Origin of the sequence: Terribacillus halophilus, from assembly GCF_900101385.1 — a bacterium.
Taxonomy (GTDB): Bacteria; Bacillota; Bacilli; order Bacillales; family Amphibacillaceae; genus Terribacillus; species Terribacillus halophilus.
The window spans coordinates 136,402-162,144 of the sequence record NZ_FMZB01000004.1 but is presented as its reverse complement, the minus strand read 5'-3'; the positions used below and the strand labels follow the sequence as shown (position 1 = coordinate 162,144).

Here is a 25,743-nt window from a genome sequence, read left to right as displayed (position 1 = left end):
GATGGAATTCACGGACTATGAAATGACTCAAATAATTCCGAAAGATGATCACAGCCATAAAATAAGGATGCTGAAGAACCTCGCTGATGATATCCAGAGCCAAGACGAAAGGTTTTATACATTAGTGAAGAGTGCGATTGAAGGAGAAGGCCAAAAAGGTAAAATAGCGGGACAGATGGGTGTTGCCACGATGCTCCGCAAGCAGAAAGAACAGGATTTATACCTTGCTTTAAAGATAATTCAAGTCGTAGGAAATTTCAGCGAGCAAGTAGAGAGTAACAAACAGCAGAAGATAGTTATTAGGTACAAAGAAAGCGCAAAAATAAAATAAATGCCTCATTAAAACAGCAACTGTTTCCCGTATGAAACAACTTTGCTGTTTTTTAAAATTATAAATGTCTCCTTTACTTCGATTTTGCTTCTCTTATGGTCTCTTTAGCACTTTTCCTTAATTGAATTTTTAATCCTGAAATGGAAACTAAAGGGTCAATCAGTCTCTTCAGAGGCTTTTTGCTTGGAAAAATGCAGCTCCTCCTTTACGCAAGGATGGCATATGGAATACCAAATAGCAAAGCAGCAACAATTACAAAGCCTAACATAACAAACCCCTGTGTCTTCCAAAAAGACTTCTTCTCCTCCTTTGATTTAAAAGGAAACATAGCTAGGAAACAAATTATAAAAGTCAATAATCCCGCAGCTAAAATCGTAATTGATCCCATTAGGAACATCCCCAAAAGTATCCCATCTGCAATATATTCTAATTTTTGTATTCCATCATCTATGGATTTGAATACCTCATTCAAGCCATAGTCTTCCCCTTCAATTACTACAGATTGCACGATAAATCTATCGAATAACCCCATATAGATTCCTCCATAAAGCTAAATAAATTACTGATGCAAAAAACCGACTATTATTTCCAATCGCTATTATTTATTTAAAAAAATAATCTTCTACGACTTAGATTAAAAAAATACTGCAATAAGTTATAAGCATTTTTTTCTTTCTTATGTAACATATCAACAGCCAACATACCGACTCCCCCTATATTAATAGGAGTAGAGGAATATTTCATTTCAAAATCAAAAACTCTCATTCCTGCTAAAATTTCCTCATCTTCAAAAACACCGTACAAATTTTCTTTTGTTGTTTCTTCAATGTGGTTTTGAAGCTATTGGTCAGCGTTTAGACCCTCAAATGATGATTTTACAAGAGCACAAAATTTTACGTAATCATTCCGGTCTATCTTCTTAATCTGCCTTGTTTTCATCACCCCCCTAAAATTAATCTTTAGTCATCTCTACTGCTACACTACTTGTACAATGGAGTAATTCTTTGCATATTAGATTTTAACATAAATTCCCTAATCATACTGATATGCTCTATATTTGCTTACTAAACACTATTTGCCTATACATACCGCTGATTAATATCATCTTCGATCTGTCTTGCTTGTTTCCCTTGAGAATAACATCCGAACTCCCGTTACACTTTAATTACTTCATTTTTACAGGTTCGTTTTATTTTATTGATAACAATTGATATGTTTATGTTAGCAAAATGTTAGCATCTGCCCCTTTACCGCCCTTGGAACACTCTGTACCAGAAAAACAAAAAAGCCTGAAACCCTTATCTACCAATGGTTTCAAGCTTTTTTAAGTTAGTGATTCCGATTGGATGAAAAATAGTGAATTAAAACATAGACACGGGTATGATGTGGCATCTTCCTCGGGTCTCGTTGGCATGCAAATGCAAGGAGCAATGGCCATATTCACAGTAAACCTAAAACGGGTAATGAAACTAATGAAAGAACCAAAAGAATAAAACCAAGGAAAAAGGGGGTCTGTTCGTTTAGAATTGAACGAACAGACCCCCTTTTCTTTATCATTTCTTACATTTGAAAAATTAAAGTGCTAGTTTTCAGTGGTTTCCAATTAAGGAGGGGCTTTCAATAATTTAAATCAGATATGTGCTTATCAATAATATGAGAGTTCTTATCAAAATCAGTAAGTTTTAATTTTAAAATTGATCTAACATCAACATTTTCATCTGAGAAATCCTTTTTTAATGAAACGATAATACCGGCAACCATAACAATCATTCTATATTTATCATCATTAGACATTTTACTTGGATCAATACTTCTATAGTTAAAATTTTGATATGTTGCAAGCCGACGTATCGTTTCAGCAGAAGAATACATAAATGCTCTATTAATCAGACTCCTCATGTAGTCAGGATCCTGTAACTTCTTAGCATAAAGAGGAGTACCAATATCAAACAAAAATGAACGCCAGTCATCTAAAATACTTCGCATTTCTTCTCCGCTTGAACTTCTTACAAAACTATCGACCTGAAGACTTTTAGTGTGAGCATTAGCTGCCTTTGCCTTTCTTTTATCAAGAAAATAAGTGACTATAGCGGTGATTATACCTGAAACTAGTGTAGTAGTTAATATATTTAAAATTATGTCTTTCATTGCAAATCCCCCTCCTATTAAGTGATATTTTACCATAATAGGAGGGGTTATTTATTAAAACATTACATTCCAAGTAGCTAGACCGACAATACCATCAGTAGACAAGCCTTTTCTCTTCTGATAAGCTTTTACAACCGCTTCAGTGCCACTTCCGAATATACCATCAGCAGTAACGTTGACGGCTCGCTGGATTCGCTCGACATCCTTACCCTTTGAACCTTTCTTGATTAGTTTACCTGGATAAGGAACGATGGCAGAACCAGATGCTTTGCTAGTTGTTTCCTTTGCAGCTGGCTTCTTATATGCATTAAGAGCTTTAGCAGATGCAGGTCCATATTTTCCATCTACAGTGATACCAGCCGCTCTCTGCAATGCTTTGACAGCTGATACAGTCTCATCACCATAATCTCCGTCAGCTCCGTATTTAGGGAGTGAGAACCCTTTGGAAATAAGTTTTTCCTGTAGATCTTCTACCGCTTCTCCTTTGCTTCCCTTATGCAATACCTTCTTTGAAACGTCATCTAGAGGAGGAATTGTTGAAGTTCGAAACTGAAATACGCAATGGTGAGTATGTGGATCCAGCCAAATCTTCTTTTGAAGAGTTTAAAGATATATGGAAAGAAAGACACGCGCCAAAAGCACTTTCCCCTTCTACACAAGAAACTTTCTATCGATATCTTCAGATACACATACTCCCCCACTTCGGGAGTAAGAAAATATCCAAAATTAATACCATCCAGATAACAGCATTCTTAGATAGCAAGTTAAACGAGAAAAGTCAAAACGATCCTAATAAGACTTTGTCACCCGCCACAGTTAAATATATGTACAGAATCTTAAAGCATATGTTCGGTGTAGCTGTCGATTGGAAGGTTATAAAAGAAAACCCGATGGATGGAGTAAAGCCCCCTTCATTGAAAAAGAAAGAAATGGGTTATTATTCTGGAGAAGATATGCCTGTTATAATGGAAATTCTCTATGAGCAAGAAATAATGTGGAAGGTCTATTTTGTATTGGCAATTTTCGCCGGATTACGCCGCGGAGAAAACGTTGCGCTCCAATGGTCCCATATTAATTTAGAAGAAGTCGAGATTACGATACAGGATAATCTAGTTATAGGAATTCGCGATGACGGGACAACGGGAATTGTTTTGAAGAACCCAAAATCCGAAGCTTCAGCTGCAACAATCTCAATTCCAAAGTTTGTTACTGATATGTTGAAAGAATACAGACGTCATTGGTTGATAGAGAGGATGCTGGCTGGAGACCTCTGGCCAGGTGGGATAAAGAATACCTTTACCATGATGGGTTTGGCAATCACCTCTACCCTACAGCCCTTCTAAGAAGTGGAGGAAAATTAGAGCAAAGCATAATGTAAAGAAAAACAAGTTACACGATTTTCGGCATACAATGGTAGCCCTTCTTATGGAAGAAGACGACGTAAACCTTTTATCTATCTCTAAACAAGCTCGTCACACAAGCTCAAAATTTACTGCTGATGTGTATGGTCATATTTCTAAAAAGAGACGGGAGAAAACTATAAACCAGTTACAAAAATACAAACCATCTTAAATTGGTCGACAAACGGTCAACATTTTATTAGTGTTCGTATTTCTACAGGAACATAGAAAAACCCTAGAACCATTGCGGCTCTAGGGTTTTATTTAGTGATTCCGACTGGACTTGAACCAGCGACCCCTACCCTGTCAAGGTAGTGCAAACGCCTGTTCCCCATAGAATCTTATATTATCAACGTTAGTTATGTATAAATTAAATGTGACCATTTCACAATTGAATATTTTCAATTTCATTATAAAGTGGTTGAGAAATTATGTAAAGTGGTTATACTCTATTTGCTATAAATATTCGTAGACCTGTTTTAAGCAAATTAATATCACTTATCCTGTAAGTAACATTTTGTATTATGTACTCATCATTAATTTCTACCTTTTGAGACTTCTCATTGTCAGCCATTAGTATATTTATCTCTGATTCTGCTACTGTAATTTGTCCCGCAATGATACTAAATGATTGTTGGTAAACAATACAAGGCACATCTTCTATAACTGCAGGAATTACTTCACCTGTTCCTGGAATTGGATTATCATATTCATCGTACTCTGGATCAGTTACTTGTTCCTCCTGCACATGTATAGGAATAGTATTTGTAGCAGGACGGATAACCGCCTTATACTCGTATACACGCTTTGATTGAACATCACTGAAAACTATGTAATAGGTAACACCATACTTAACAATATCACCACGCTTCAAAGGAACGTCAGAATGTATTACTTTATCATCAAATTCATTCAAATTGATTCCTTTTGATGTAATGATTACGTTTCTAGGCTTATTTTCATCATTAAAGTACACTTCTACCCCAAACTCATTCAATAACTCTGTAAATGCTTCACTTATCATAAATCCACTCCCTTTCAGTCACCAAACAACATGAAGAAGTTAGTGTCATTTTTAATTTGGTTGTCTGTTTTAAGCGTTCTAATCTTACGCTCTAACTGATCAATTCGATTCTGCAGATTTACTGCAAAGTCAGATACATCCATATCCTCATGCTTCTTATTAGCAAATTTAGAGGGATTATTTGCAATAGATTCCAATGCTGCCAATGCTGCTTGATAGATGCTTTTCTTACTTGTGGCAGATTCTGCATTATATTGTTCAAATGGCTGCAATCCATTTTCATTAAGGTAGATGATTAATTCCTTTTGTTCTAACTTGATACCTTTAGTTTCCAATTGTAGACGTTGTAGGTTATTCATTTCTATTCCTCCTTATATAAAGAAAAAAGCCACCCTATGGAGTGACTTCAATTCCAACTTATTCTTTGTAGGTTAGCGCGTTCGACTCTTTCACATAACTCTTCATACTTTTTAATAAAAGCAGCCTTTTCCTCATCGGTTACCTCAAATCTTTCAGGTAGAGAGTTTAATTTGTTTAAAGCAATTTCAACTTCGGCCAAACTAATTTCTAGTTCTTCAAAATCTTCTCGGTGTAACTTATGAGGGCGGTATTTTTTTAACATGTAATCAATTAAATTCTCTGAGGCGTTAAATTTCATTTCGATTCCTTCTTTACCCATGACACTAGCCCAGATTTTGTTACTTGAAAATTGATCCTTAAAATATCTTGATGAGTATTTAGTATACCTATTCAATTTCATCCTCCTAATTTGACTGCTTTATCTTTAACAGAGCCGTCTAGTAAATTAATCCTTATCCTATCTATCAACTTAATTATCTCACTTAGTCCTACAAAAATTGCTCCAGATGAAATACCTGCAAATGACCAAATTAGAAGTGGGACAATCTTAAATTCATCTAAGTAAGAATCAGGTATTGACGAAATAAATCCAATAACAATTCCCACCACCATTGTTACAACTCCTACTACCATGAGTAAAGTTGCTATCGGATTACCTTCTATGTACTCCACCTTTTCAGTTACACGAGACGGTGTATGGTTTTCTTGTACTTCCTGACTTTTCATTTTTTTCTCGGATTTCATTGCGTACCACATTAAGAGAAAAATAAAGCCAACTATTACAATAAGAATGATAGTAGCACCAACAATGGACATTAAAAATACACCTCCTTTCTAAGAAGATGTATTCGACAGATAAGACTATTTACCTTTATTATTTACATAAACCACCGCTACTTTTTGCTCATCCTTTGTTCTTCAAACCATTCATCGAGAAATTCTCTTGTTTTAGCAGCGTGAAAAAGCCACTTCTTACCTACACGAATTTTAGGAAATCTTTCATCAAAGAAGAATTGATCTTGTATAGTATTCCAAGATAACCTCACATTCTTCCTTAAATCCTTTGAATCCCAAAAGGTTGTTTCCTGCTCAATTTTCTCAATGTGTTCACGTAATATTTTAAGATATAGTTCCTTTAACTCTTCTTCATTTACCTTTATCTCAAACAAAAAGATCACCACTCCAAATTGAATCTATCTTTAAGTATGTGAAAAGGTAATTGTTCTTATACCTATTTTAATAATTTATGATTCTTTAACTCATAAACATTTATCACTAGTTGCTCTACAATATTGATAGCGCTTCTAAATGCTTGAGTTGTAGGCTCTTCTGCCCCATGGACTGCACTGTTAGCAATTTTTCTTATTTTTTGAAGAATACGTGCCTGATCCCATATAATATATTGTTTTTCCCAAAGTTCATTAATTTTTCCTTCTATAGTTTCTTTCTTTCTAGGAGTACCATCATCATCAGGAATTTTCACTTGATTATCATCGAACTTAAAACCTTTTTTCACATTAATGTCTATACAAATTTTTTCAATAAGCGTTCTTAAACCTATTGTTGCTAGCAATAAGAACCCGCTGTTATATGCGTTCACTACCTGTAAATATAGTTCTTTAACAGATTCGGAAGCAAACTTAAAGTCTATTGCTTCAACGCGAGCATAAAAAACTTCTTTTTCGACGATAGGCTTAGGAGGATACACTTTAGTGTCATATATATACTCCCGTTCACCGTCATAATTATATTCCCACATTTCTTCATCGCCATAATGATCAATAAAGGCTACAGTCTCACAACCAGCGCATTCTGTGATATGAAACTCATGAAACCATTGAATATCATCGAATTCAGAAGTACTCCGTTTATAGGTGTGTATAATCTCATGGTTTGTATCAAGATTACACTTTGAACAAAATATCTTCCTCTCAAATAAAGACATAATATCACCATCCAGTAATTGTTAAATACATTCTACTACATTTTTTCCTGGGTGTGTAATTAGGTATGTTTATGGAAGAAACTCGTCAATTAGGGGTATCGTTCATCTACAAAATCGATGTATATTTATAGTGTTTACATAATTAAGATTATAGGAAGTAGTTTCCCTTCACATACTGATATACCAACGATAATGGCTCTACATCAGTATTGTCACTAACATTATGTATCCTTATATCAGCCAATTCACATACTTTTTATGCAGCATTTTATACATACGGCTATTTAGGACGGATTTTACATAAATAATGGATAAATCATACGATAAAATCAACGTTTTAATGCATAAAATAGTGCATAAAATTAGCCATATATAAGCAATAGGAACAGGAATAGCATGGCTCTTGTGTCATTTTTAACACTCTGCCTATTAAGTAACAGGTGCGAGTCAGACGATATATACTTTACCTATACTATTCCCATTCTTATCACCTTTTCAGTAACCTAACCTAACTGATAATCCTTTTCATTCACATTCTGATTATTATTTACACTCTTGTCCTTTTCCTCTTTGCCTTTACCCTCAACCTGCAGCCGTTCCATCTCAAAGCGTACATCAGAAGTATATGGAGATTTCTCCAACAAACTTTCTAAACTCATGCCACCTAACTCTCTCAATTGAGCAATATTCTCGATGATCTCTTTATCATTCTGTGGAGTTGCAAACTGGAACACAATATCAAGGGATTCATATTCCTCATCACTGATTGGCTCCCCTTGTAACTCTAACAATGTCCTAATCTTATCGAATCGCTGTTCAAATCCTTCACGCATATATTGTTCATTGATACCCGCTTTAATCTCTGCCAACTGGAATAGCAACTTAATACTAACCTCTGACAAGTTACTAATATCCGTCTTATTCATTGATACGGCAGGTGTTTGGGAAGTATCAAGCAATGATTGCAGTAATGTCTTATACAATGATTCAAATGATTTATAATCAAGTCCATTACTCTCCATCTTAAACTCTGATCCATCATCTAATTGTAGTCCACCACCAACAATATGACTTGGCATTGCTTCCCCTTTTAACTGTTGACCAATAACAACTGGAATAGGATTCATAAACTTATAGAAGGAATCAGCATACTTACTTATTAAGTCCTCCATACTATCAAGGATACTCAACCAATCATCTAACTCACTTCTACCCTTTGTATCATCTAACTCATTATCTGTACTATATACAATCGGCAGACCTGATAGGTTGGCTCTTCTCTCAACTAACCTAATATCTCCACCATTGTTATCGTACTTAGTTACAAAGTCTTTCTCATACACTATGTAATAAGATATAGCATCATAAATAAACGCTTCGATAAAAGCGATAAGGTCATTATTCTCATCATAAACAGGAAAGCCTTGATCGGCAGGAATCAACTTAGATTTAATAACCTTATTCTCCATATAAACATACTCTGCACATTCGCCATACTTCAGAATCTTATCAAGCACCTTCTGATCGAATCGGTTATATTTCCCCTTCTTATTAATGCTCTGATACTTCTTCACTACATGCTCATTACCTGTAAAGGTGATTGGTTTCTGCAGCAAGAAAGCCTTCTGAAAATTCAGTAATGTTTTTGCATATTGAAGTACAATCTTTCTTGGCTCAAAATCTTTCCCATTATATTTGTATGAAGGTTTATAGATAATCTTATGCTGACCATCTAAATAGTCCTTCTTCTCATTAATATCGAGTAAACGCTGCTGATTCTGTATGCTGCCTACTTCTTCAACAAACCATGTTTTGCTACTCTCATACTTTCCTGCAATATACTCATGCAATTCTGTCATGCCATCACTCCTTTAAATATCAACGTAGTATTTACTTTGTTTGATTGCTTGTACGCACATCGCATTCGCTATAACAAGGTCATCATGCAGGTTTGCACCCTTTTTATTGCCCATTTTACCGTTTGTTTCTTGATATATTTTCATTTCTTCCAACGTATCTACGCACTCTATATTGATAAAACCCAACTCAAAACTTTCTTTAAAATCATTAATAAGGATCGGCTTAGTTGTATTAGTTGTCATAAATCCTAATTGGAGTTTCTTCTTACCCTTCTGATCGAATACTTTCTGCTTTAATAGGTTCATGTAGTTGTATTCTTTCCTCAACTTTTCTAACAATGGTAAGCCGTAACTGTTTCTTTCCACGCAAATAAAGGCATAGTTATAAAACCTGCCTAAACTGTTCACTATTTTTGCAAACTCATAAACTGGTACATCATTTGTATAGAAGGAAGCAACCTGCTGTCCATCAGCATTATAGATAGCCATTGTACTGTTATCATTGTTTCCACCTGTACCACTGGCTACATCGACACCGCCATAATGCTTTTCTTTTGATTTTGGTAAATGGTAAATGAATAAACTCTTATTAAGGTAAGGTTTCAATATTTCGGGGATTTCTTCTAAATCTTTCGAAGGTAATGGAGGAAATACATTCTGCAGACGATGGATAATCTTCTGGGTATCAAACACACTAATATTTGAGGTCTGAAACGCTTCATCAGGGGTTGTAGGAAACTCTCGCTGAAACTTTTCCAATGAGTTTGTTTCAATATAGTACCGCCTATACATCAACTGACGGAAGGTTGCACCGTACTTCTTATATAACTCTTTTTCATCGTGCTCTAAGTCCTTAGAGGACATCCTACGCCCTTGATTATGTAACTTATACCATTCTTCCGCTTCATCAAAACTATGCTTAAACTGGCTGCTATAAGCCTTAGCAAGCCAAGAATAAAAGTGTGCTTTCCATACACTTTCTTTACCTCTATAAGCCTTCAGAAACATCTCCTGATAAGCATTAAACCCCATAGCCGTTGACTCAATAATGATCTTACTGTTCGGGTTCTTGGCCAGTGCAGGAATACTAGTTGCAATGATTTCCTCTTGCTGTTCTGTTGGATATTTAGCCATCTCAGACAAGTGAATAAGTTGGAACGTATTTCCTGAAATACTATCATCGCCACCTGCAGTTGCCACTTGGATCCTTGACCCATTCTCAAAATAAATCTCATCTCGGTTACTGATTACCTTTTTCGGAAACACATCGGGATATTTTTCATGCGGTAACGACTGATACATCTTATTGATACGTCTAAGCAATGACTGTGTTACCTTGTTATGATGTGTCATCATTAAATAAGATGTATCTGGCTTAGTCATTGCAGAATAAATCATGTAAGCCAATGACCACGTTGTAAAGCCGATTTGTCGCCCTTTTAGAATGATATTATACTTAACCATCTCGTTATTAAATTGTTCCTGTTCTGGGTTCATTACAAATGGAATCTGATCACCGTTATTATCAATTATCTTAATGAAGTTCTTTGCAAACAATCTAAAATCAGATAGTACCTTTTGCAGTCCTTTGCTTGTTTTCTTTATCACCATCTATTCACCCCCATTAAAAAAGCCACTCCATTTAGGGAATGACTAACTCAAATCTAAATCACTATCCTCTTCTTCTGTTTCATTATCATCTTCCGACTGCTCCAGTGATTTAGCAGCCATTTTGCTATTTTGCTGTATATCCTTCTGAAGAGTAAGGAAGAGTCGAATTGATTTCTCTTCCCCTCCCTTTGCCTTCTCTGCCACAATCTTATAAATTTCCTCATAATCATCAGCAATCTTAGTATCAAGATACAGTTGTATGAGATATTTGTATTCACTTGTTTTTTCCCACTTAGTAAAAGCATTCATAGACTTACGATTAACTGTTTTCATAAAGTCATCTTCTGATTTAAGTGGCTTGGACTGATCGAATCTTAAATCAGGAAACTTAAACTTGAAGTATTCTGCCTTCTGCCAATTGATTGTTTTTAACGCATCGTAAATTGTCATTCAGCAGCACCGCTTTCTACATACTTCTTACTATATTTGTCGTTAAAGGATTTCATTTTATTAATAATTCCCTTTGTTAATAATAGGTTTGCAATCATTTTTTGTTCAATATCTTTTAGGATTTCTTGATTAGATTTATTCATGTAAAAGTCTCTCCTTGTTTTTTAAATTAATATAAAAAGCCTAAGCAGATTGCTTAGACTTGTGACGCTTTAAAAATGATTTCTGACTACTTCCCATCATCTTTACGTGTTCGGAAATACCACGAACTCCACCGAACACAGGGTAATGCTCATACTTATCTTGTAAGCCGTTTTTGCGTACTCTAGTCGCCACTATACCTAATTTGTTTAGAGCGACAAGAGACTTAGTGATTGATTCATCACCATAACCTAGCCAGGACTCCATAGTATTAATATTCATCCATGCTTTTCTTTCACTACTATTAGATAATCTACGAATCAGATAGAAGATAGATAAGTCTTTTGAAAACAAGCCGTTACCATAAATATGTTCAACCATTGCAAACTCTATGCTTATGTATATATCATCTTCAGTGATCGGCATATCCTTTTCTTCAACACGTTTAGTTTTAGGAACGTCAGTCGCTTCTAATTTAATTATCTTATCAGCCAATACCTTCCCATCACTATCAGTATAGGTTGCCCATTTTGCTTTATGATTCTTGATGATACCTAACTTCTCCATCTTAATAAGCATATCTAAGATTTGTTTGTGACTTAGTTTCTTAGTCATATTTACTTTTGAATATTGTCTTAGTTCAGATACACTAAAGATGAAATTATGTTCATTAATATCTCCTTGATGTACTCTAAAACGGAATAATTGAAGATATAAATTTAAACCCTCGTCTTTACCCATCTTCTGAAACATTGATTGTTTACCACCTGTGAACCAACTTGATTTAATCTTCATACTATCTAATGAAAACTTTTCCATTGGCAAATTGCCCCTTTTTAAATTAATATTTTAAAATTAGAAATAGAAAAAAGAGAAGATGAATAACACACACCTTCTCCTGAATTTGAACTTAAGGTTTTGAACTTAAGATTTTAGATTTAAAATAATCCATAACCGCAAAAGTTGTTTACGACTTTGCAGGTTGGAATTTATTATTTTTTATTTATTATAATTTATTATTTTATATTACTTATATCCCTATATGGTCACGAGTCATTAATCTCCACAACCCTATTTGGTCACGAAAACGAAAGTAGTTTTTCTAATAAACCCTTATAATCGTTGATATAAAGCCATTTATCTCTCATTCCCCCTTATCCCTGAATGGTCACAAAAAGTGAGTTTTTATAGATTTCCCTATCCCTATTTGGTCACAGATTGTAATTTATAATCATCAAGAGCCTTCTGCAGTTTCTCGCTTTTTGCATATAGGCTAAATGGATTGTTGCTCTTAGGATTGATGGCAATTGTAAGAGGAAGGATTTTGGAGTGATCGTAGATGTAGTCAGATAGTTTACGGCTATAGCAATAAAATAAATCATGATTTGTAATTTCTCTCAATGCATTATCTCCTTATTTGTACGTGTATTTAAATCGGTTTCTGCCTGTTAATGCAAAGGATATAATATTATCCCCTAACTTGCTTTTAGTTGGTGTGCTGTACGTGTAATCTGATTTCTCTTTCCATCTATTCCTTAACGTAAATTGAATACTAGGAAGTTGTAATGGTAAGCCGATCAGTTGGCTGATTTCATTTAAAGGTAAGTTACTCTTCAGATTACCAGAGTCATCAAGCCTTATTTTTGCCTTTGTTTGATACTTAGATTGCAGTACAAAATAGTCATTTTTTGTTGTGTTATTGAGAAGATCAATTAATTCTTCAAATCCTAATAAGCGTAAATACTTGTTATGCACAGATTTAAACCGTTGGTCATAGTGTCCTAAGAAACCAGAATCAATAGACAGTAACAGCATCTTACCTTCTTTAGTTTCAGGTAACGGTAAATCATAAAATGACCACATTAGTAACGCTGTGGAAAGAGCATACTTTTGAAAGTAATTACCGCTGTAAATATTAAATATGGCATTGATGTTCGCTGTAAGAGGATTTACGTAATCATTTCTCCCAATCCTAACAACGTGATTACACCATGATCTTCCTCTATGAAGGGCTAAATCAATGCCTAATAACTTCCTAGTATCAGTTTTATCCCCAATGAATAGGCGATTAAAGTTGTAGAAATGATTTATTTCATTTCCTCTAACCTTACTCTCAATGGCACAACCCACCAAACTATCTAAATCATCCGTTAAAACTGTTTGAAATTGTCCATTTTCATTACTGAAACACCATTCCGGGAACTGACTTTTTAACTTTTTGTCCATAATTGCAGCAGAAGATTAACTCTGCCACCAAACTTCTATAATCATCATCTAAACAATCGTCTAATCATCATTCCTCATTCCTCATCTAAAGAAGGAAAGTGGTCATGACGAATTTATTACTCCTACATCTTCACCTCTACTTTTCGATTAATTTTTTTAATTAGTATCTATCTATAAACTCTTTATATTTCTCTATCTTTGAATCAGACATACTGCAATCACCTGTTTCATACCTGCTGATAAGTGATTGGCTGCACTTCAGATATTCTGCCAGTTGCCTGTGCTTTATTTTCTTTTGTCTTCTTTTCAGAAGATATAATTGTTTCTCATCAAACATCCTTTTTCTCCTTTTAGAATATAAAAAGAGGATACCGCCAATTAAGGCGATACCCACTTTAGTTATGTATGGATTATGCTACTGTTACAACTGCAACTGCTTTAGGAGAACCGACCTTAAGTGTTGCTTCTGCAATAACCTGGCCTTTAACGCTATCGCCAGTTTTAGCCAATGGCTCAAAGTGTGGCTCACGAAGGTAAGCAAGGTCTACATAAGAATCATTGAAGAACACAACTTTGTCTGCAGGTACATGCTTGGAAAGTACAAATTGTACTGTGCCGTAATTAGTATTAATGCTGTCTACGAGTAGACCAAAGTTTGTTGTAGCGTGGTTGTAGTTATAACGATCCTTATAGATACCATCAATTTGTTCTTTAAGGTCAGCATTAACAAACGCATATACAGTACCTTCAGAAAGGTCTTGATTCCAAAGGTTTCTCATCGCTTCTTTAATAGTGTCTTCAGTTACCGCACCAGTTGCAGCCACAGCATTTGCATCATCAGCAAATTCAATTAGACCACTAAGTTGGCGTTTGAATGGAGCAGTAGAACCATCGGCTTTAAGACCATTGATAAGTTTCTTCTCCATATTAATCTTCAATTCAAGAAGGCGAGAATTAATCTCTTCAGCGAATTCTGTAGATTTCATTGCAGCCGCAGTACCAGATAGAGAAGCACCCTTTTTGAAGATTTCAAGCATATTTTGCAATTCTCTACGAGCAGATTCTTGGAATTCTGTTGTATCAGCACCTTCAACCGCTGAAATATCTTCGTCATGTGATAGTGCGGTTTCTCTCCAAGTGTAGACAGTGCTTAGTGCTTTCTCAATGTTGCCTTTTGCCATTAGCATAGATGTAAATGGTGTTGCTTGCACTCCAATAAGAGCAATCTCCTGCGCCAAAGAAATTTGTTCTGCTGCTGTAAAGTTAGTGGATTTAAACATAATCATTCTCCCTTAAATTGTTTTAGTTTTTTTATGTATAATTAAATGGCTTTGCCATAAATTATTTAAATAGGTTTGCTAGTTTACTACCGATCATTCCAGTAGTGTTCTTTTCTTTAGTAAACTTTGTATATTCATCGTCTGCAGCATGGTCTTTCGGAATATAACCATTTGCAATCTTGATGTCATTGGTAATCTGTTTTAGAGACTTAACAACCTCTTTCAACTGATCGGTATCTTCAACCTTGATTATGGAAGTAAATTGCTCTAATCCATTCTCTTTAAGTTCAAGATTAATCTCTTTCTGGAACAGGTCTTGCTGCTTTTGTTGGATTGCTTTCTCATCGTCAGTGAGGTCTTTTGGCTTATACTGCAACAATTCATCTCTTTCTGTAACGATTGGATTAAATTCTTGCTCAACCCATTCTTGCTTTGCATTCTGTACTGCTTCGTTAACCTGTTCTTGCGTAAAAGTTGCTTCAGACAAATCAAATCTCTCCTTTTAATTAAAGTTAATTTTCACTTCATCTCTTGCGAGAATCGGCATATTATTGTGCCTGCCACTAAACTCAAAAAAGAATCCAGTCAATTCAGTGGCAGGTGCGTAATCATAGAAAAAGACACCAACATCTTCTCTGTTCGTGTCCTCAATAGGTATTTGTTCTATTTGTTTTTTATTAGTATCATAGATACTAAGAAGTACAGATGATGGATCAACTGACTTATTATTAAAATCCTTAAAATGAACTTTTAATCTAATAGTGTCCCCCTGAATCATTCCATCACCTCCACATAACTACTCCCAACCACAATGAAAGCCATAGAGACATTCTGGATGGATTCCAACTCTACCCTAAGGGGATTTATCCTCTGGTAAACATCCACCCTCGCAGACCCCTCTATGACGTTTATATAACTTTCTACATTTATTCCTTTTGTTTTAGTCATTCTTATACTTGAAGAAATGCTATTTAGGGAAGATGTTATACTTTTAGCACCGTCATTTAACTTAAGAGGAATTGCTCTAACATTTGATGTAATGTTGACTATACTTGTTTGAACAACCTTATTTAATACCTTTTTGTTTGATGTATTGCCATGAATACGTAATACAGTGGAACTAGCCGTTATTGGAGTGTTTTGGGGAAGTTTCGGTGTAATTAATTGAACACTTACACTAATAACATTTGCAAACGAGGATACTGTTCTTATACTCTCCATACAATCACCTACAAGGTAGGTACAAGGATTTCATGCACAACTGTCAGTTTGTCTTGGTCACTTCCGAAGGTAAATGGTTCAAACACTTCTTGAGTGAATGGTTCTCCACCAACCGCAACATTATAGATAGCAGTTTGCGCAACTGTTGTACCATTATTGATTTCCGAATCAGATCCACTCAAAACAATTTGCAGTTTTAAAATGTTAGTTGTAATGATCGTTGTGCCAGTGCCAGGGATGGGATTGTCATAATCGTCATATTCTGGTTCGCCAGTTGTTACATCATGTATCCATTGCACCCTATTATCCGTTGGAGATAATCTGATAACTTCTGTACCATTCTCATTTTGCAATGCTATGTATTTCCAGTTATTTTGTATGTACTTTCTTAAATCTTGGTATGCCACATCTTTAATCTGAGCCAATATTAATTCCCTCCATTCTTAATATCCTGTATCTGCAACTCTAATCTTTCCAATGAACTGACTATCTTCTCTTGTGCAGCATTTTGTTTCTCGATTTGATTCAGCAATTTATCCTCTCGTTGACGGGATTCCTTCATTGTAGTCATCAGCATCCAAACAAATAGGACACAGAAAATACCTTGTCCAACCCACGTATCCAATGGAATAGTCGTTAAATCCATTTTAATCACCTCCCTTTATGGAATTATATAAATTAATAATTATGAGCAAAAAAATAGAGTAGCCACTAGGACTACACCGAAAAATAGAAGTCAAGATGGGTTTATCAACCCTTTTAATAACCTGTTTGATCAGATGATTAAAACGACTGATAACTCTCTATCATATATTCATTTAAACGCTAATTCCTCAAATACCTTGCTGTTACTGTATTTGAAAGATGCTCATGCTTTATGACGATATTTATTTCATCTTCTTCCATGTACAAAATCGGACTCGATAATCCAAAATTGTTATTGCATAGCCTTTTTTTATCTTATTTTTGTGTCCACGTTTCTTTATCATATATTCAATTGAACGGTCAAATGCTGTATCCCTTGTCCCAGTTAGTTTTATAAGGTGTCTCTGCTTTCCTAATTATATCTTTCCATATACAAAAACGGATAAGGTGGTCAAAAAATCACATAGTATCAAGGGTTGTAGAATTTGTCTAAACCGCTAGTGTTTATTTAGTCATTTTTGTGCTTATAAATATCTATCACATATTCAATTGAACGCAAAAACACTGTAAGCCTTATTGCTATTGGAATTAAGGTTGTTTCTAAACCGCTAGTATCATCTTCCTCTTACAAAAACGGACTCATTGGTATAAATATTACATAGTACCAATGGTTATAGGAGATTTAAAAACCGTCATTTTGTCTTGCTCTCACTTTTCTTCCTTTAACGAGTATTAAGGAAAAAGTGTTATAAATGGCTTCAAATCAATGAATATAAGACTTCCCTTAATTTGAAATTTATTAGAGAATGTTGATTTATCAAGGTTTATAGCAATTCCAAAGCGTTTCATTTTTTCTACTCTTATTCTTCCTTTAACGAGCATTAAGGAAAATCACTCATTTATCCAGTAATATCAACACTTACAGCAATTATGTGTTTTTGAAATTTATGAAGAATGTTAATTTTGTAGGAGTTTAATGCGTTTTCTATTTTCCTAAATTATAAATCCTCAACTGTTCAAGGACAGCCAATTCATTGAACTTCTTCTCCAATACTCCATAAAAATATTGAACAAATGTAGTCTTAATAAAACCTAATTTCTTCCCTCTTACTGCTTGTTTAAGGGCAGATAAGGACGTTTGGAGTTGTATATTCCTATCTTCTTCAAATAAATTTCTATATGCTGCTACCTCAACTTTTGACCATAGACATTCGATGTACTTACCATCTGTAAAAAATGATTTGGCTAAGTTGGCAAATTCTCTTGGTACTCGATCACTAATTAATGCTGCTAGCAAAATAGGTTGGTTACGTTTTTTATCTTTTAAGTTTGATAGATTTAAAAGATTATTAGTATTATTTTGGTAGGTCAACTTTCTTTTGTTGACTCGTTCTTTTTGTTTTTGAGGATACGGATTGAAAACGTACAAGTTGGATGATTGACTGCCATTTTTACGTGAAAGAGCATGTACATTTAGCATACCTATCTTCTTTGCTTTATTGATAGCACGTTTAAAAGTAGATAGAGATATGCCTATACCGTCCTTATGAGTGCTTGAGACAATCTTGCATTGTCTAGCATTAGACACACCAAACACAGTTGCACAATGGCGTATGAGTGCCTTTAATGCAATGATCTCCGATTTAGAAAGCAACTTATCCTTTATTATATCAACAAAATATTGTTCATTCGATGAGTTAAATTGTTTTAGCGTTTTAAACTGGCTATAACTTTTGAAATTAGTAAGGTTGCTTTGCTGCATATTAGATTCTCCCTTTTAGAAAAAAGGGCGCACTTAAATAAGCCTATCACTTGCCTATTTTTTAAAATTCGGCTATGATATACGTAACATTTGACTGGCTTAGTACGCCACAAGTCGAGCAGGGATTGCAGTCCCTTATGCTCGGCTTTTTCTTTTTGATTTTATATTTTTTATCACATATTCATTTGAACGCTAATCTTTTGTAACTCCCTTTACAACAAGGAAATCTAGGGGTTAGAGGTTGGTAAGAATTCTAAAAATACTTCTCTACCACATATTCACTCGAACACTAAAATTCTGTATCCCTTGTCAATACTGGATTAGTTGAAGTTTTCTAAACTTGGACATACCCTTTCACCTATCCCGCTTTACTCAAAAATTCTGCAACCCTTGTTATCACTAGATTATTTGAAGGTTTCTAATACGTCTTAATCCTTAAACATCAATACTATTGATAGGATTAAATTTATCGTTCTGCTCCTTCAGATCATTGCCCCACATTGCAGCGTATCTTTCTGTTACGGAGATACTGCTGTGTCTCATTAATTTCTGAATAGCAAATGTAGACATACCGGCCTGTATACACTTCTGGCAGAACGTATGCCGAAAAGTATGGCTGCTTACCCTTACATCTTTGAAATTCATTACTTTAGCCAGTCGTTTAAAGATATTCTGTACAGCGTTAGTAGTTAGTTTCTTGTTTTCTCTATTAGTGAAGATATATTCGTTCAAGTTATGCTCACCAAAATTTTGCTGACAGTATAATTTGTAAGAAGATAATTCTCTGATCAATTTGTCTGTAATTGGAATTACTTCATGCTTTCTTGATTTGCCAAAGATTCTAAGTCGGGCATTTGTAACGTCAAAATCAGACCATTTTAAATTGGTTAATTCAGTACGCCTGATACCACTAGAGAGGAAAGTAACGATCATTGTATAGTCCCGATAGGCGTAGAAGGACTTATCCCTTTGCTTCAACCTTCTATAATAATTAAGCATCTGTTTGATGTGATAATCAGAAAACACTTCTATTTTTATATCCTCTTGTGCTTTCTTAATCTTGTTGGAAGGATTGTCTTTAATAATCTCTTCTTCCACAAGATAATTTAGAAAGGCACGTATCCTCTGCAACTTGCTATTAGTGGTAGTTGCGTTATTGCCTTTCCTTTTACATTCTGTTAAATATCCCATGACAGTTGACTTAGAAATATCGTTTACATCAACAATTTCATGCTCAAAGCAGTATGTTTCAAACTGCTTGAGTATTTCTTTGTAGTTATCAATGGTGTTTTGAGAGATATTCTTATAATCCCTGTCATCATAAAACTCCTGTAAAGCAAATTTGAGCAACAAAAAAGACCACCTCACAATGGAATTTGTGAAATGGTCTTAATTTTTGATAGCGATTGTTACTACAACCACTACCCTTCATTCATTCAATTTGTACCAACAAACGTTGATATAAAGCGGTTAGTGATTCCGACTGGACTTGAACCAGCGACCCCTACCCTGTCAAGGTAGTGCTCTCCCAGCTGAGCTACGGAATCAATATGTAATGTAACGTCTTGTATTATTCTATTAAATAACATAAAGTTTGTCAACGCTTTTAAGTAAAGTTATTTTGGGTAACATAAAACAGGTGTATTGACTTTCCATTTTAAGGGGCGTATAGTAGCAAAGGTAACCCGAGGGTTTTTATAAAACTCATTAGTTTTTCTAAGTGAGGGAATGTGATGGATCGGAAAACGGAAATTTTAATGGTTGCGAAGCGGAAGTTTGCGGAGTTTGGATTCCAGCAGGTGTCGATGCAGTCGATTGCGGAGGATTGTAAGATATCGAAGGCTTCCATTTACAAACTGTTCAGCTCCAAGGAGGAGCTTTTGAATGAGCTCATCAAAAACAATCATGAGCAATTGAGGAATAAGGCTGCTTTGATTGAGGCAGATAAAAGCTTGACCCCGGATATTCGTTTTGAGCGGAAGATTGTGATGGAGATTGATTCTTTCAGAGAAAACAAGCATTTGATCCAAATGCTGATGTTCTCTCCTCCATTCAAGGAATCGTCAGGTCTTTATCAGCATATGAACAATGTTCGCGGCATCCTTATTAAATGGCATCAGGACATGCTTTTAAATCTTTATGGAAAGAAGATAGAACCTTTCAAATGGGATATGACGCTCAATCTGCTTGGGGTGCTGAATCCGTATCTAAAAATGATGGCAGATGGTGCAATCTTGCGTGAGCCGGCTGAAGTTGCGCACGAGATCAAGCTGGTGATGGATGTTATTATCGCTGATAAGCTGACACGCCCTCCTCTATTGAATGAGAAGCACATCCAGCTTCATTTTCACGCAGATTTGCCCGAAGCTCCGGGAAAAGAGAAGCTGCTGCATACGATTTTGCTGCAAATCCATGAGATAACAGCAAACGATCTACAGGATAGTTCGCTGACAGAGGCTGTAGATCATCTAGGGAAGGAACTAGCAAAAGAGGAACCTGCTTCCTATCTGATTGATGCACTGCTTACTTATTTAGATCAACACAACATATTAAAAGAAAGTATCCGAGCCATTCGGTTGCTGCTATAAGGAGGATTATAATGGCTAATCAAACTGCTCAGATCAATCGAAAAGCGACGGTGTCGATTTTCATCATCGGAGCTTTCGTGACGATTTTGAACCAGACATTACTGGTTACAGCTTTGCCCCATATTATGAATGATTTCGATATCACAGCTGACCAAGGGCAATGGCTGACAACTGCATTCATGCTTACAAACGGGATTCTTATTCCAATAACGGCATTCTTGATAGAGAAATATACAACGCGGAGGCTGTTCCTGTTCGCGATGGCAACCTTCAGCATCGGGACATTGGTTGCAGCAGTTGCACCTACGTTCAGCCTTTTGCTTGTAGCCCGTATCATCCAGGCAATCGGAGCAGGTATCATGATGCCGCTCATGCAGACTGTCTTTTTGACGATCTTCCCGCCCGAAAAGCGTGGCACAGCGATGGGGATGTTCGGTCTTGTCATCGCGTTTGCTCCAGCAATCGGCCCTACGCTTAGCGGCTGGATTGTCGACAGTTTCTCTTGGCATTACTTGTTCTATATTGTCTTCCCTGTTGCTGTGATCGATTTGGTTTTGGCTATCTTCATTTTGAAAAATGTCACGACATTGAAGGAATCCAAAATCGATGTGCTTTCCGTTGTTTACTCTTCAATCGGTTTCGGTGGTATTTTATATGGCTTCAGCTCCGCTGGTACGAACGGCTGGGTCAATTGGGAAGTCATGGGCACACTCGGCGTGGGTGCGCTGTCACTGATTATGTTCATCATCAGACAGCTTCAGCTCGAAAAACCATTGCTGGAATTCCGTGTGTTCAAGAACTTCACCTTCACGATTACGACAATCATGGGAATGCTCGTCTTCGGATTGATGATCGGGACAGAAACGATCCTGCCGTTGTATACGCAAAACCTGCGTGATGTGAGTGCATTCCATTCCGGATTGATGCTGCTGCCAGGGGCGATTGTGATGGGTATCTTGTCACCATTCGTCGGGGCGATATTTGATAAAATAGGCGCGAAGCTGCTTGCCATCGTCGGTTTCTTCTTGATGACAGTGACGACTATCCCGTTTGCTTTCCTTGAACTGGATACGTCCCTCTCCTTCATCGTGATTATCTATGCACTGCGTATGGCCGGTACAGCGCTCGTCATGATGCCGCTCACGACCGCCGGAATCAATGCTTTACCAAACCACTTGATCCCGCACGCGACGGCGATGAACAACACATTCCGCCAAGTCGGTGGTTCGATCGGTACAGCAATTTTGATCACCGTCATGACGAATACGATCAAATATGGTGATTTCACAAATCCTGCCGATGCGCAGGTGACTGGTATGGACGCTGCGTTCCTTGCAGCAGTCATTCTATCAGCAATTGGTTTGATCATGGCCTTTTTCTTGAGAAGGAAAAATGATACCGGCAGCAAAAGAGCGACAGCCAAAAAGCTCGGTATGGAAAATTAAAAAGTAGCATATAAAATTAGACAGAACATGCCAATGGTTATGGTGTGTTCTGTTTTTTTGACAAAAATCCATATGTTTTTGCTATAATAGGAAGATTCTGTAAAAGAGAGGTTGATGTTTATCGTTAAGAAAAGGAAAATTATCGTTATCATCGGGGGGATTCTTCTCATTGCGGGAATTCTTGTTTATGTTTTCCAGCCCTACTTCTATGTCAAACATGATAATAATCTGGAAGTCAGCTTGAATGAAAAAATAAAGGAAGCCCACAGTAATTCCATATCCTTAGGAGATCTTATTACATATAACTGGAAAAGAGCTTATTTCTTCCATCCTTATTCAGATGAAGCAGATATGAAGAAAAAACTTGGCGTAAAGTTTCATGACCCAGTGGATATGTCGTTGAGGGATGATATAGAGCTCTTAGTAGTTGTGAAAGAAGACGGCTCTTTTGAATATGCTAAGGTTAAACTCGATTACGGCATGGCCTCAGCAAAAGATAACTTTTTGACTCCTGAAAATGATGCAATTGAGATTACACATCCTTAGTTATCTAAGAAAGCGATCGCCCGGCAGCTGCCGGGCGATTTGTTTTTATGTTACAAATCCTATTGACTACCTCTCTATTCCCGTTCTGCAGATTCAATAATAAATAGCTGCTTTAATTGCCTATCTGTAGTAAAATCCCCAATATTTAACCACGAAATTCCTCGTGCCTTTTTTCAAGCAATCTATTATACTTTGATAGCGCAAAATACATTAAGGTGGGCAAGTACATGTTTGATGAAGTTTTCGTATCATGGCTGAACGGCATCGCTAGTTTCGTCTTTTGGTACCCGTTTATCATGTCGCTGTTTTGGATTGCTGGTACGCTTGTCTATATTTGGTTTCGTGATAAAGACCAAAAAATTGATTTTGAAAAGGTCGATTGGCCTCTGATCAGTTTTTTGGTCCCTTGTTATAATGAGCAAGATACAATTGAAGAAACATTGGATAATCTGCTGAGGCTGGATTATCCAAAGAAAGAGATCATTTTGATAAATGATGGCAGCAAGGACGATACGGCTGCCATACTGAAACGGCTCAGCCGGGAACATCTGAGCATTCGGGTGATCCAGTCATATGAGAACCGGGGAAAAGCGAATGCGCTGCATCTTGGCGCACATGCTGCCCGGGGCGAGTTCTTGCTTTGTTTGGACTCGGATGCGATTCTTGATAATGATGCCCCTTACTATTTGATCCATCATTTTCTGCATAAGGGAGAGCGTCTTGGTGCAGTTACCGGTAATCCGCGCATCCGGAACCGCAATACACTGCTGAGCCGGATGCAGCTTGTGGAGTACTCTTCCATTATTGGTGCGATTAAACGGACACAGCGAATCCTCGGGAAAGTTATGACCGTTTCGGGGGTTGTTGTGGCCTACCGTAAGCGAGCGCTTTTGGATGTCGGTTTATGGGACCGGGATATGATCACCGAGGATATCGCTGTCAGCTGGAAGCTGCAGCAGCGTTTCTGGGATATTCGCTATGAGCCGCGAGCGCTGTGCTGGATGCTTGTACCGGAGAGTCTGAAGGGAATTTGGAAGCAGCGCGTCCGCTGGGCGCAGGGCGGTCAGGAAGTCATGCTTAGGCATTGGCGCGTATTGTTCCACTGGAATCAGCGCCGCATCTGGATCGTTTACTTAGAGCAATGGATCAGTACATTCTGGGCGTTTGCTTGGCTGTTTGTCACGGTCACACTTCTGCTGACTGCAGAAGCTTTCCAGGAAATGCTCATCTGGATTACATTCACTTCGTTTGCGCTTGTATTCATGAGTCTGATTCAGTTGTTCATTTCATTACAGATCGATTCAAAATACGACCAAGTAAAACGATTTTATTTGTGGGCATCCTGGTATCCGGCTATTTATTGGATCGTCAATACCAGTGTTGTCATGCGTGCATTTCCACGCGCCATTGCATCACGTTATAAAGGAGGCTATGCGACATGGAAAAGCCCAGACCGCGGAATCGGCAGAAACAAGTAATCATCCTGGAAAAACAGCCCTTGCCGCGTTTTATCGTCAGCCTTCTATTCACATTGCTAATTTGGATTTATAGTCTGTTTGTTGTCTGGTTTTTTGCTGCTGCTTTATTCGATACGAACGATCGATATAGCGGCATCTTAAAAATCGCCTTCAAAACATCGAATAACGAGGTTCGGACGTTCATGCTGACCGGCGTATGCATTTTCCTATTCTTCCTCCTCTACCTCATATTCTGGAGGACGTATAATAAAAAACGTTTCGGTAGCAAGACACGCCGCAAGCAGCCCAAGCCTGCCACCGTGGAAGATTTGGAAATGCTCGATCTCATCCCTATCGAAACGATCAAGAAGCTGCAAATGAGTAATTACATTGAATTCGAAAAAAATCCAGTAAGGGATCTGGAAAAATGAGAAGGATTCTGCTGATTCTAGTCGGTTTGGTGATTGTAGGATTGATAACATTCCGCGCCATTCACTTATTCGAGGCTGATGTGGCAGAAGAAACAAAAGTCGATCATGCCTTGAACAAAGATGGCTGCCTTGGGCTGAACTACCATCGAATCAGGCGGCCGACTCTTTTTAATAAAACCGTATCTTTCGTCACTCGTTCCGACGAATTAACACGCTACAGCGTCTATACAGATGACTTTGAAGCACAGCTCAAAAAGCTGATAAGCTTGGATGCAACCTTCGTTACACCTGATGATATCACCCGCTATCAAAAAGAAGGCACTTTTCCGTATCGTTGCGTGTGGATCAATTTTGATGATATTGATCGCACAGTGTATGAGAATGCTTTTCCGATTTTGGAAAGAGAAAATGTACCTTTTACGTTGTATGTTATAGCTGGACATGTCGGTGATAGGGACTTCCAGAATTTGCAGATGGCCACCTGGCCGCAGCTGCAGGAAATGGTGGATAGCGGCCTGGCGACAATCGGTTCACATACCTATGATATGCATCGACTGGAAGCAGACAAGCCTTTGTTCCTGAATGATGATAATGTGGATGATTTCGCCAAGGACTTAGAAAAAAGCAAAACCGCTATCAAAGAACATTTGGCTATCGATCCTGTCACTTTCGCTTATCCGTATGGAAATACGAACGACAAGGTTGCTAAAATTGTCAAAGATGCTGGCTTTGAACAAGCTGCCATTCTTGCACCGCAGTCCATCACACCGAAAGATGATGCCTATTATGTGAATCGGATTGTCACCAATCCAGACACATTTGAAACTATTATATTGCCTTACTTGGAGAATCAGGAAAAAGGGTGAAGCTAAA

33 protein-coding genes and 2 tRNA genes are annotated in these 25,743 nt (G+C 36.9%); 8 read left to right on the top strand and 27 right to left on the bottom strand.

Translation table 11 applies throughout. From position 1 onward, the window contains the following. Nucleotide 1 precedes the first annotated feature (1 nt). Complete coding sequence (locus BLQ53_RS08990; RefSeq protein WP_093726977.1) at nucleotides 2-331, top strand: hypothetical protein; 330 nt, start codon at nucleotides 2-4, stop codon at nucleotides 329-331. Nucleotides 332-536: 205 nt separating this feature from the next. Here the strand turns inward: BLQ53_RS08990 and BLQ53_RS08985 are convergent, their stop codons facing one another. The 4 genes from BLQ53_RS08985 to BLQ53_RS08970 form a co-directional block, all read right to left on the bottom strand. Continuing rightward, on the bottom strand, nucleotides 537-863 hold the full coding sequence (locus BLQ53_RS08985) for a hypothetical protein (protein ID WP_093726976.1): 327 nt from the start codon (nucleotides 861-863) through the stop codon (nucleotides 537-539). Nucleotides 864-937: 74 nt separating this feature from the next. Then, entirely contained in the window at nucleotides 938-1,135 is a 198-nt protein-coding gene (locus BLQ53_RS19430) for a GNAT family N-acetyltransferase (protein ID WP_170829631.1), read from the bottom strand. A gap of 813 nt (nucleotides 1,136-1,948) precedes the next feature. Further along, a complete protein-coding gene (locus BLQ53_RS08975) occupies nucleotides 1,949-2,479 on the bottom strand; it encodes a hypothetical protein (protein WP_093726974.1) in 531 nt (176 codons plus the stop codon). Between the two features lie 54 nt (nucleotides 2,480-2,533). After that, nucleotides 2,534-2,980, bottom strand: a complete 447-nt coding sequence (locus tag BLQ53_RS08970) for a peptidoglycan-binding domain-containing protein (RefSeq protein WP_093726973.1) — start codon at nucleotides 2,978-2,980, stop codon at nucleotides 2,534-2,536. A gap of 35 nt (nucleotides 2,981-3,015) precedes the next feature. Between BLQ53_RS08970 and BLQ53_RS08965 the strand changes: the two genes are divergently transcribed. Then, entirely contained in the window at nucleotides 3,016-3,822 is an 807-nt protein-coding gene (locus BLQ53_RS08965; RefSeq protein WP_170829630.1) for a site-specific integrase, read from the top strand. 325 nt (nucleotides 3,823-4,147) lie between these two features. Here BLQ53_RS08965 and BLQ53_RS18920 read toward each other — a convergent pair. The 23 genes from BLQ53_RS18920 to BLQ53_RS08855 all read right to left on the bottom strand — a co-directional run bounded on the left by BLQ53_RS18920 (nucleotide 4,148) and on the right by BLQ53_RS08855 (nucleotide 19,950). Next, nucleotides 4,148-4,220, bottom strand: a tRNA-Val gene (locus BLQ53_RS18920). Between the two features lie 101 nt (nucleotides 4,221-4,321). Beyond that, nucleotides 4,322-4,903: a hypothetical protein gene (locus BLQ53_RS08960; protein ID WP_093726971.1), complete on the bottom strand. Its 582-nt coding sequence runs from the start codon at nucleotides 4,901-4,903 to the stop codon at nucleotides 4,322-4,324. Nucleotides 4,904-4,917: 14 nt separating this feature from the next. Further along, nucleotides 4,918-5,262: a hypothetical protein gene (locus BLQ53_RS08955; RefSeq protein WP_093726970.1), complete on the bottom strand. Its 345-nt coding sequence runs from the start codon at nucleotides 5,260-5,262 to the stop codon at nucleotides 4,918-4,920. Between the two features lie 47 nt (nucleotides 5,263-5,309). Continuing rightward, nucleotides 5,310-5,657 (bottom strand): hypothetical protein, encoded by a 348-nt coding sequence (locus tag BLQ53_RS08950; protein ID WP_093726969.1) that lies wholly within the window; start codon nucleotides 5,655-5,657, stop codon nucleotides 5,310-5,312. Nucleotides 5,658-5,659: 2 nt separating this feature from the next. Then, nucleotides 5,660-6,079 carry a hypothetical protein gene (locus BLQ53_RS08945; protein WP_093726968.1) on the bottom strand — a complete coding sequence of 140 codons (420 nt, stop codon included), beginning with the start codon at nucleotides 6,077-6,079 and terminating at the stop codon, nucleotides 5,660-5,662. Between the two features lie 77 nt (nucleotides 6,080-6,156). Next, nucleotides 6,157-6,432 carry a DUF771 domain-containing protein gene (locus tag BLQ53_RS08940; protein ID WP_093726967.1) on the bottom strand — a complete coding sequence of 92 codons (276 nt, stop codon included), beginning with the start codon at nucleotides 6,430-6,432 and terminating at the stop codon, nucleotides 6,157-6,159. Nucleotides 6,433-6,494: 62 nt separating this feature from the next. Then, complete coding sequence (locus BLQ53_RS08935; protein WP_093726966.1) at nucleotides 6,495-7,208, bottom strand: DUF4145 domain-containing protein; 714 nt, start codon at nucleotides 7,206-7,208, stop codon at nucleotides 6,495-6,497. A 503-nt stretch (nucleotides 7,209-7,711) separates the two neighbouring features. After that, on the bottom strand, nucleotides 7,712-9,067 hold the full coding sequence (locus BLQ53_RS08930; protein WP_093726965.1) for a phage portal protein: 1,356 nt from the start codon (nucleotides 9,065-9,067) through the stop codon (nucleotides 7,712-7,714). A 12-nt stretch (nucleotides 9,068-9,079) separates the two neighbouring features. Then, the gene (locus BLQ53_RS08925; RefSeq protein ID WP_093726964.1) at nucleotides 9,080-10,678 is read right to left on the bottom strand and encodes a terminase large subunit domain-containing protein; all 1,599 of its coding nucleotides are present in this window, start codon (nucleotides 10,676-10,678) and stop codon (nucleotides 9,080-9,082) included. Between the two features lie 42 nt (nucleotides 10,679-10,720). After that, entirely contained in the window at nucleotides 10,721-11,128 is a 408-nt protein-coding gene (locus BLQ53_RS08920; protein ID WP_093726963.1) for a hypothetical protein, read from the bottom strand. Continuing rightward, a complete protein-coding gene (locus BLQ53_RS18915; protein ID WP_170829629.1) occupies nucleotides 11,125-11,271 on the bottom strand; it encodes a hypothetical protein in 147 nt (48 codons plus the stop codon). The genes BLQ53_RS08920 and BLQ53_RS18915 overlap by 4 nt, the downstream gene beginning before the upstream one ends. Before the next feature lie 40 nt (nucleotides 11,272-11,311). Beyond that, a complete protein-coding gene (locus BLQ53_RS08915) occupies nucleotides 11,312-12,088 on the bottom strand; it encodes a hypothetical protein (RefSeq protein WP_093726962.1) in 777 nt (258 codons plus the stop codon). Nucleotides 12,089-12,682: 594 nt separating this feature from the next. Then, nucleotides 12,683-13,495, bottom strand: coding sequence for a hypothetical protein (locus BLQ53_RS08905; RefSeq protein ID WP_093726960.1), 813 nt, complete (start codon nucleotides 13,493-13,495; stop codon nucleotides 12,683-12,685). 160 nt (nucleotides 13,496-13,655) lie between these two features. Beyond that, nucleotides 13,656-13,832, bottom strand: coding sequence for a helix-turn-helix domain-containing protein (locus BLQ53_RS08900; RefSeq protein ID WP_093726959.1), 177 nt, complete (start codon nucleotides 13,830-13,832; stop codon nucleotides 13,656-13,658). A 73-nt stretch (nucleotides 13,833-13,905) separates the two neighbouring features. Beyond that, nucleotides 13,906-14,775, bottom strand: coding sequence for an SU10 major capsid protein (locus BLQ53_RS08895; RefSeq protein ID WP_093726958.1), 870 nt, complete (start codon nucleotides 14,773-14,775; stop codon nucleotides 13,906-13,908). A 61-nt stretch (nucleotides 14,776-14,836) separates the two neighbouring features. Then, on the bottom strand, nucleotides 14,837-15,262 hold the full coding sequence (locus tag BLQ53_RS08890; protein ID WP_093726957.1) for a hypothetical protein: 426 nt from the start codon (nucleotides 15,260-15,262) through the stop codon (nucleotides 14,837-14,839). Between the two features lie 15 nt (nucleotides 15,263-15,277). After that, complete coding sequence (locus BLQ53_RS08885) at nucleotides 15,278-15,553, bottom strand: hypothetical protein (RefSeq protein WP_093726956.1); 276 nt, start codon at nucleotides 15,551-15,553, stop codon at nucleotides 15,278-15,280. Continuing rightward, entirely contained in the window at nucleotides 15,550-15,996 is a 447-nt protein-coding gene (locus tag BLQ53_RS08880) for a hypothetical protein (protein ID WP_093726955.1), read from the bottom strand. The genes BLQ53_RS08885 and BLQ53_RS08880 overlap by 4 nt, the downstream gene beginning before the upstream one ends. 8 nt (nucleotides 15,997-16,004) lie before the next feature. After that, on the bottom strand, nucleotides 16,005-16,421 hold the full coding sequence (locus BLQ53_RS08875) for a hypothetical protein (protein ID WP_093726954.1): 417 nt from the start codon (nucleotides 16,419-16,421) through the stop codon (nucleotides 16,005-16,007). Nucleotides 16,422-16,423: 2 nt separating this feature from the next. Next, nucleotides 16,424-16,642 (bottom strand): BhlA/UviB family holin-like peptide, encoded by a 219-nt coding sequence (locus BLQ53_RS08870; protein WP_093726953.1) that lies wholly within the window; start codon nucleotides 16,640-16,642, stop codon nucleotides 16,424-16,426. Between the two features lie 984 nt (nucleotides 16,643-17,626). Next, nucleotides 17,627-18,403 (bottom strand): hypothetical protein, encoded by a 777-nt coding sequence (locus BLQ53_RS08865; protein WP_093726952.1) that lies wholly within the window; start codon nucleotides 18,401-18,403, stop codon nucleotides 17,627-17,629. A gap of 435 nt (nucleotides 18,404-18,838) precedes the next feature. Next, the gene (locus BLQ53_RS08860) at nucleotides 18,839-19,756 is read right to left on the bottom strand and encodes a tyrosine-type recombinase/integrase (protein WP_093726951.1); all 918 of its coding nucleotides are present in this window, start codon (nucleotides 19,754-19,756) and stop codon (nucleotides 18,839-18,841) included. Between the two features lie 121 nt (nucleotides 19,757-19,877). Then, a tRNA-Val gene (locus BLQ53_RS08855) sits at nucleotides 19,878-19,950 on the bottom strand. A gap of 186 nt (nucleotides 19,951-20,136) precedes the next feature. On the opposite strand from BLQ53_RS08855, the gene BLQ53_RS08850 reads away from it, so the two are divergent. The 6 genes from BLQ53_RS08850 (at nucleotide 20,137) to BLQ53_RS08825 (ending at nucleotide 25,736) form a co-directional block, all read left to right on the top strand. Continuing rightward, nucleotides 20,137-20,991: a TetR/AcrR family transcriptional regulator gene (locus BLQ53_RS08850; RefSeq protein WP_093726950.1), complete on the top strand. Its 855-nt coding sequence runs from the start codon at nucleotides 20,137-20,139 to the stop codon at nucleotides 20,989-20,991. Between the two features lie 11 nt (nucleotides 20,992-21,002). Next, nucleotides 21,003-22,436 (top strand): MDR family MFS transporter, encoded by a 1,434-nt coding sequence (locus BLQ53_RS08845; RefSeq protein WP_093726949.1) that lies wholly within the window; start codon nucleotides 21,003-21,005, stop codon nucleotides 22,434-22,436. A gap of 114 nt (nucleotides 22,437-22,550) precedes the next feature. Beyond that, entirely contained in the window at nucleotides 22,551-22,982 is a 432-nt protein-coding gene (locus BLQ53_RS08840) for a hypothetical protein (protein ID WP_093726948.1), read from the top strand. 227 nt (nucleotides 22,983-23,209) lie between these two features. Continuing rightward, nucleotides 23,210-24,460, top strand: a complete 1,251-nt coding sequence (pgaC, locus tag BLQ53_RS08835) for a poly-beta-1,6-N-acetyl-D-glucosamine synthase (protein WP_093726947.1) — start codon at nucleotides 23,210-23,212, stop codon at nucleotides 24,458-24,460. After that, nucleotides 24,421-24,870 carry a poly-beta-1,6-N-acetyl-D-glucosamine biosynthesis protein PgaD gene (gene pgaD / locus BLQ53_RS08830; RefSeq protein WP_244499305.1) on the top strand — a complete coding sequence of 150 codons (450 nt, stop codon included), beginning with the start codon at nucleotides 24,421-24,423 and terminating at the stop codon, nucleotides 24,868-24,870. The genes pgaC and pgaD overlap by 40 nt, the downstream gene beginning before the upstream one ends. Then, complete coding sequence (locus BLQ53_RS08825; protein ID WP_093726946.1) at nucleotides 24,867-25,736, top strand: polysaccharide deacetylase family protein; 870 nt, start codon at nucleotides 24,867-24,869, stop codon at nucleotides 25,734-25,736. The genes pgaD and BLQ53_RS08825 overlap by 4 nt, the downstream gene beginning before the upstream one ends. Nucleotides 25,737-25,743 lie beyond the last annotated feature (7 nt).

Coding starts and splice junctions, on each gene's coding strand:
- BLQ53_RS08990 (WP_093726977.1), top strand. CDS start 2: ATGGAATTCACGGACTATGAAATGACTCAAATAATTCCGAAAGATGAT.
- BLQ53_RS08985 (WP_093726976.1), bottom strand. CDS start 863: ATGGGGTTATTCGATAGATTTATCGTGCAATCTGTAGTAATTGAAGGG.
- BLQ53_RS08975 (WP_093726974.1), bottom strand. CDS start 2,479: ATGAAAGACATAATTTTAAATATATTAACTACTACACTAGTTTCAGGT.
- BLQ53_RS08960 (WP_093726971.1), bottom strand. CDS start 4,903: ATGATAAGTGAAGCATTTACAGAGTTATTGAATGAGTTTGGGGTAGAA.
- BLQ53_RS08955 (WP_093726970.1), bottom strand. CDS start 5,262: ATGAATAACCTACAACGTCTACAATTGGAAACTAAAGGTATCAAGTTA.
- BLQ53_RS08945 (WP_093726968.1), bottom strand. CDS start 6,079: ATGTCCATTGTTGGTGCTACTATCATTCTTATTGTAATAGTTGGCTTT.
- BLQ53_RS08935 (WP_093726966.1), bottom strand. CDS start 7,208: ATGTCTTTATTTGAGAGGAAGATATTTTGTTCAAAGTGTAATCTTGAT.
- BLQ53_RS08930 (WP_093726965.1), bottom strand. CDS start 9,067: ATGACAGAATTGCATGAGTATATTGCAGGAAAGTATGAGAGTAGCAAA.
- BLQ53_RS08925 (WP_093726964.1), bottom strand. CDS start 10,678: ATGGTGATAAAGAAAACAAGCAAAGGACTGCAAAAGGTACTATCTGAT.
- BLQ53_RS08920 (WP_093726963.1), bottom strand. CDS start 11,128: ATGACAATTTACGATGCGTTAAAAACAATCAATTGGCAGAAGGCAGAA.
- BLQ53_RS18915 (WP_170829629.1), bottom strand. CDS start 11,271: ATGAATAAATCTAATCAAGAAATCCTAAAAGATATTGAACAAAAAATG.
- BLQ53_RS08915 (WP_093726962.1), bottom strand. CDS start 12,088: ATGGAAAAGTTTTCATTAGATAGTATGAAGATTAAATCAAGTTGGTTC.
- BLQ53_RS08905 (WP_093726960.1), bottom strand. CDS start 13,495: ATGGACAAAAAGTTAAAAAGTCAGTTCCCGGAATGGTGTTTCAGTAAT.
- BLQ53_RS08900 (WP_093726959.1), bottom strand. CDS start 13,832: ATGTTTGATGAGAAACAATTATATCTTCTGAAAAGAAGACAAAAGAAA.
- BLQ53_RS08895 (WP_093726958.1), bottom strand. CDS start 14,775: ATGTTTAAATCCACTAACTTTACAGCAGCAGAACAAATTTCTTTGGCG.
- BLQ53_RS08885 (WP_093726956.1), bottom strand. CDS start 15,553: ATGATTCAGGGGGACACTATTAGATTAAAAGTTCATTTTAAGGATTTT.
- BLQ53_RS08880 (WP_093726955.1), bottom strand. CDS start 15,996: ATGGAGAGTATAAGAACAGTATCCTCGTTTGCAAATGTTATTAGTGTA.
- BLQ53_RS08870 (WP_093726953.1), bottom strand. CDS start 16,642: ATGGATTTAACGACTATTCCATTGGATACGTGGGTTGGACAAGGTATT.
- BLQ53_RS08865 (WP_093726952.1), bottom strand. CDS start 18,403: ATGCAGCAAAGCAACCTTACTAATTTCAAAAGTTATAGCCAGTTTAAA.
- BLQ53_RS08850 (WP_093726950.1), top strand. CDS start 20,137: ATGGATCGGAAAACGGAAATTTTAATGGTTGCGAAGCGGAAGTTTGCG.
- BLQ53_RS08845 (WP_093726949.1), top strand. CDS start 21,003: ATGGCTAATCAAACTGCTCAGATCAATCGAAAAGCGACGGTGTCGATT.
- BLQ53_RS08840 (WP_093726948.1), top strand. CDS start 22,551: ATGTTTATCGTTAAGAAAAGGAAAATTATCGTTATCATCGGGGGGATT.
- pgaC (WP_093726947.1), top strand. CDS start 23,210: ATGTTTGATGAAGTTTTCGTATCATGGCTGAACGGCATCGCTAGTTTC.
- pgaD (WP_244499305.1), top strand. CDS start 24,421: ATGGAAAAGCCCAGACCGCGGAATCGGCAGAAACAAGTAATCATCCTG.
- BLQ53_RS08825 (WP_093726946.1), top strand. CDS start 24,867: ATGAGAAGGATTCTGCTGATTCTAGTCGGTTTGGTGATTGTAGGATTG.